Annotated in this window: 4 protein-coding genes; 2 read left to right on the top strand and 2 right to left on the bottom strand. The window is 57.6% G+C overall.

The features are described 5' to 3' along the window. Positions 1 to 278: 278 nt before the first annotated feature. Both IEV62_RS17950 and IEV62_RS17945 read left to right on the top strand, forming a co-directional pair. The gene (locus IEV62_RS17950; RefSeq protein ID WP_188449939.1) at positions 279 to 1,268 is read left to right on the top strand and encodes a hypothetical protein; all 990 of its coding nucleotides are present in this window, start codon (positions 279 to 281) and stop codon (positions 1,266 to 1,268) included. A 17-nt stretch (positions 1,269 to 1,285) separates the two neighbouring features. After that, a complete protein-coding gene (locus tag IEV62_RS17945) occupies positions 1,286 to 1,498 on the top strand; it encodes a hypothetical protein (protein ID WP_188449937.1) in 213 nt (70 codons plus the stop codon). A 49-nt stretch (positions 1,499 to 1,547) separates the two neighbouring features. Here the strand turns inward: IEV62_RS17945 and IEV62_RS17940 are convergent, their stop codons facing one another. Then, positions 1,548 to 1,961 carry a Ros/MucR family transcriptional regulator gene (locus tag IEV62_RS17940; RefSeq protein WP_188449935.1) on the bottom strand — a complete coding sequence of 138 codons (414 nt, stop codon included), beginning with the start codon at positions 1,959 to 1,961 and terminating at the stop codon, positions 1,548 to 1,550. An 821-nt stretch (positions 1,962 to 2,782) separates the two neighbouring features. Next, positions 2,783 to 3,541 carry a hypothetical protein gene (locus tag IEV62_RS17935; RefSeq protein ID WP_188449933.1) on the bottom strand — a complete coding sequence of 253 codons (759 nt, stop codon included), beginning with the start codon at positions 3,539 to 3,541 and terminating at the stop codon, positions 2,783 to 2,785. Between the last annotated feature and the right edge of the window lie 1,233 nt (positions 3,542 to 4,774).

Genomic DNA, 4,774 nt, shown 5'->3' with positions numbered 1-4,774 from the left:
TCGCTTCTCCGAAATAGGAACACCGGTGACCGTCCGCCTCTCATAACATCTTCAAGTAAAAGCGCGGTTATGCTCTCGCGACGTTATGCAACAAAGCCCATCGAATCTGGGATACGCTATCCCCGTCGATGATCATGCTGGCATTAACAGACTTATCGCACCGAACAATGTGTCTGCATATTATCCACCCTTTTTGCCGAAAACGTGCTACGTGTCGAACATGCACAGTCTAATCCGAAAGGTCGCATCTCTCCGAATACATTAATCGGAGGATCGACGTGAACCCCATCACCCCAATCAGCGGTTGGCTGCTCTTCAAAGCAGTCGAGATTGATGTCGTGCATCCGGGATTCGCCGGACACATATTGCGCTGTTCGACAGAGAGGCGGCATGTGATTGCCGCATACCTGTCCCGACGCATGCATGTCCTCAGGTTCGAGACGGAAGGCGAACTGGGTGCGTTTCTTTCGTGCGCCTCGCATGACGAGATTCTTCGCGCCGCATTTACATCAGTGCCGGTCGGCTACCGCAAGGCACTCGGTCGTGGCGGGCACCAGCCCTATATTCGCCGTTATTACACCTACCTGCACGCGCTGATGTCGAGTGACCGACGACCATCGATGTTGCGGCTGATCTCACATCTGCCGAATGTGAATCCAACTCGCCTGCGGGTTGCGCGGGCCTTGCCTGCCGACCTCCGCCAACCCAATCTGGTCATGGCTCTCAAGGATCAACGTATAGCCCGTGATGTCGCTGATCTGATCCAATTGCTGCAAGAAGCTGGTTCGGATCGGAAAGCCATGGTCCGGTCGATCGCGGTCGTTGAGTCGTTCGGCGAGCTTCGTGACTGGGCAAGGCGATGGGCTTTTCGGGTCCAACTGCCCGCCCACCCGGTGCCACACGGCGATGGCTACACGCCGGTGCAGACGGGTGAAGAATTGAAAAGGCTGGCGCTACGCCACAGAAATTGCGCGCGAAATTATCTCGCCAACACACTTGAGGAACGGTCGGCCTTCGCGATCGTCTATCAGGGCAAGTCCGAGGCCGTAGTCCACCTTATCCGCGAAGCGGACGGTTGGGTGCTAGACGAGCTATATGGCATCGAGAACTCCGAGCCCGACGCCGAACTTGTCCAACGCGCCGAGACCCACCTTGCGCGACACGGCATCAGTCGGCGTGGTCAACGCCCGCGACCAGAACGTCGCTGGTCAGCCCTCAGGTCAATCGCGGGGCACATGGACTACGGGGGCGGCTGGCACTTGGATTGACCTGACTAAATACCCGTATGAACACCACCAGATTCGAGGCGCGCGACCTCGCTGCCGAACATGCTTGTTATCTCGAACGCATAACCCCAATCATCCGCAATCGGCTCGCCAGTCGCGGTGCAAATGATGCAGATATCGCAGCCTACGTCGCCGAGATGCCACCTGAGCACTTTATGATCCATATCAAACGTGCGATCGCGGCGATGCAGCTATCAGCAAATCTCAAATGACCCATTAACCAGATGTAGCGCGTGCGTAGGCGTATGCTGATCGTGGCGATCAGCCCATTTTCAGACTCAACTTTTTACGTCCGAGCCCTCGGGCAATACTCGCCGCAGATCGTGCCGCCGAATTGTTCGGCGCGACCATCGGATAGGAAGCAGGGAGCGACCACTTAGCCCGATACTCTGCCGGGGTGAGGGCATGCGATGTTCCCAGATGCCGCTTGAGCGCTTTCTGGACGCTCCCACATTCGAGGCACGTAAGGCTATCGGGCTTTAGTGAGGATCGCACCGACACGGCTGGTGTTGCTCTTCCGACGACAGTCTCGACCAGTGACGAGGTACCAAGTTTGGCCAACGCATCGTGAACCGAGACGATCAGCCCCGCGACATCGTTGGTCGAAATACGGTTATTCTCCATCGTCGCGGCGACGAGATCGGCGGTGAGTTCAAGTAAGGCTTTTTCGATCATGCGATCCAGATAAGCCACCAACCGAAAAGTTGCTACCCCGTGGAATGGCACCGCCGTCGCGAGGCCGTGAGCCCATAAGCATGCGCCATCATCGCTGTGTGAGAACGTCTAAAAATGGTGGATTCCAGCCCGGCAGCTTTGGGTTGAAGCGATCAAGGAAGCAGACGTTCAGTGGGATCGTGTCATCCTGTCAATGGCATAAATATATGCCGAGACCTCGATCAACCCGAACGGCAGAAGCATGATCGGCTTAAAATTGTGGTATGGGAAAAACCAGAAGGCGCAAAATAAATGTAGCATGGTGAGCGCAAAGATCAGCGCCCAGACTCGCGCCAGTTTTATCGACGGCCAGCCTACCACTATGAGCATAAGGGTCACCGATAATATCAGCCCAGCTACTAGCGATATGTCTCCATAGCCGACTTGGCCTAATACTATGCTCAAGCCGATACCGATAAGCGCGCAGACGAGCGATTGAAGCCCGGCGTATCTCCTATTCCCAAGCTCGAACATGCGGCCCCCTCTCGATTTAGTCGTATTACGCGACGGCAGCTATGGAGGAGCCTGCCATCGCATACCGAAGGCCGCAACTGGGCGCTCGCCGTCGGTCCGCTTTTGATCCCGGAACCTGCCGGTCGGCTTTTAGGCTGATTGCATCGATAGATGGCGCGGAAACGGCGAAAAGTGGTGGGGAGCTGACTGTCCGCTTTTGAATTAATGGGATCTTAAGCAGTCATAAAGAATGCGACGGACTGCTTTCTTAATCCCGCCAGAAAAAATTCGGATTGCCCAGCCAGCGGAGCAGCTGCCTTAAGCGCCCGTTACTTCTGTACCGCGGGCAGCAGCAACATTGAGACCGAGCCCGGTACGCCATCGCCGCTGCTGCAGACGATCGCCTGCACATGCGGTCCGCCGCCCGGCCCAGCCGCCGCTAGCCGGTCGGCCTCGCTCGAATTGACGAAGCGAAAGTCCTGCATCGACACTTTGTCGAGGATCGGTGGTGGCGGCAGATTGAAGATCGTCACGCCCTTGCCGGGATTGATGCGGCAGGCGATCATCCCGCCCGTAATCCCGCCCATCATCGCTGGCGTGGTGCGCACATCTGGGCCGCCCGCCCCTTTGCTTTTGATGGCATGCGCGCAAACTTGCGGCGACAACGGCGACCCGTCACCGCTTGAACGATTGCCCGACCCCATGCCCTTGGTGTTGATGGCGTGTGCGGTCACTTTCGGAGGTCCGCCATTAGACGACGGGCTCGAAATCACCCGCAGCGTTTCGTCGACAATCCTGCCTTTGCCCGGTGCAAGGTCCCAACCACCCCGTCCGCGATCGACACTCATACCGCCCTTGGATGGCGTTGAGCCGGCATTCGATGCACCGAAGCTGTAGTCAAGACTCGAGACACCACCCTCGCTCGAAATCGAGCACACCATCTCTGACGCAAAAGTCGCATTGGGGACGACTGGCGCACGCTGCGCCTGAGCCAGCGCGGGAAAGGTCAAGGCGACCGTGGCAACGAGCGCAATCAGCGGTTTCGACATCATTGTCTCCTGCTCGACGTTCCAACTTTCGACCAGCATAAAGTAGCACAAGACATCGCCAGTTCAAAACGCCATCGTATCGATCGTCGTGACGGTGACCGCGACCGTGACCGTGACCGTGACCATGATTTGTGCCGAAGCCGCTCCCCTCGACGAGAGGTGTTGCGCAGAATCGTACAGGTGACGGCTACGACTTCCGCCGCTTCGCGCCCGTCTGGGCGGAACGCGGCGATACAATCGCGGATTGCATTGGACTTGAAAGGCGCATTAAACCGTAACGGCGGGCGTGGAATCAGCGCTGAACGAGGACGGCAATTGTGGCTGGTTCCACCTGTTCGACGCTCTCGCCCGAGCACGCAAAGAAGCGAGACCCCGGCTCAGGGCGTGGATGAAGAGAGAGACATTATGTCCGCTATCAACATGTCAGGTTGAAGCGGCAAGCGACCTAAAAGTTGTCGGAAGCCGACAGACCGCTTTCGGCGCTCGCTCAATCAGGTACAAGTGGCGGCAATTGGGCGGGAACGGTCGGGCTGCTTTTCCCGCCCGATACCTGTCGGTCGGTTTTCACGCGAACCGATGCCATGAGCACGATCCGAACGACGATAGCTGGTGGAAATGCGACAAACCGCTTTTGGTGTGACGCCTACCAAAGCAGACGTTGCCCAAGTAGTGTTAGCGCCTTCCCGCGTCATTGTCTTCTCGACCCCCACCACTCACCCGCAAAAGCCGCGCGAAACAGCCGTTCCCGCTGGACCATCTTCAGGCTTCCAGAAACGGATGGAATTGCTCGTTCGCGCCGCATGACGGTGATCCCCGCGACCGTCGGCAGCCTCACCGATGGAGAGGTGGAGACCCATGCAGCCTTCGGACCCCAACATCTCGGAGTAAAATTGTATAGATTGAAGATTCAGTCTCCAATGTCTCCATCTCCCCACTGGCCCGCAGAAATCCGCCGAAAAATCGGTGGGGACATGGTGGGGGCTCGCGTTCGGTCCCCACTGCGCGATCTTCAGCGCGACCAACCTGCAGCTTTTCCTCACCCGCGTCCTGTCCACGAGGTATGCCCTGCTGCGATCGTGCCGACATCCTGCGGACCGTGTCATCACACCCGCTGCCCCGACCCTGTTGCGACGATCTCGAACTTGATGATTTTCTACGACACAGCGGCATTCCAAAACCCTGTCGGAAATCACCGTCTCGAACCCACGGTTTTCCGCCGATAATGTTGGCCCATAGTGGCGATTCCGCAATGGAATGGATTTGGAACGGGTA

The organism is Sphingomonas psychrolutea (assembly GCF_014636175.1).
GTDB lineage: Bacteria > Pseudomonadota > Alphaproteobacteria > Sphingomonadales > Sphingomonadaceae > Sphingomonas > Sphingomonas psychrolutea.
The sequence above is the reverse complement of the archived record's forward strand: the minus strand, read 5'-3'. Positions and strand labels throughout refer to the sequence as shown.

Bases quoted from the DNA above. Each gene is read 5' to 3' on its own strand.
- IEV62_RS17945 (WP_188449937.1), top strand. From the start codon at position 1,286: ATGAACACCACCAGATTCGAGGCGCGCGACCTCGCTGCCGAACATGCT.
- IEV62_RS17935 (WP_188449933.1), bottom strand. From the start codon at position 3,541: ATGCTGGTCGAAAGTTGGAACGTCGAGCAGGAGACAATGATGTCGAAA.
- IEV62_RS17940 (WP_188449935.1), bottom strand. From the start codon at position 1,961: ATGATCGAAAAAGCCTTACTTGAACTCACCGCCGATCTCGTCGCCGCG.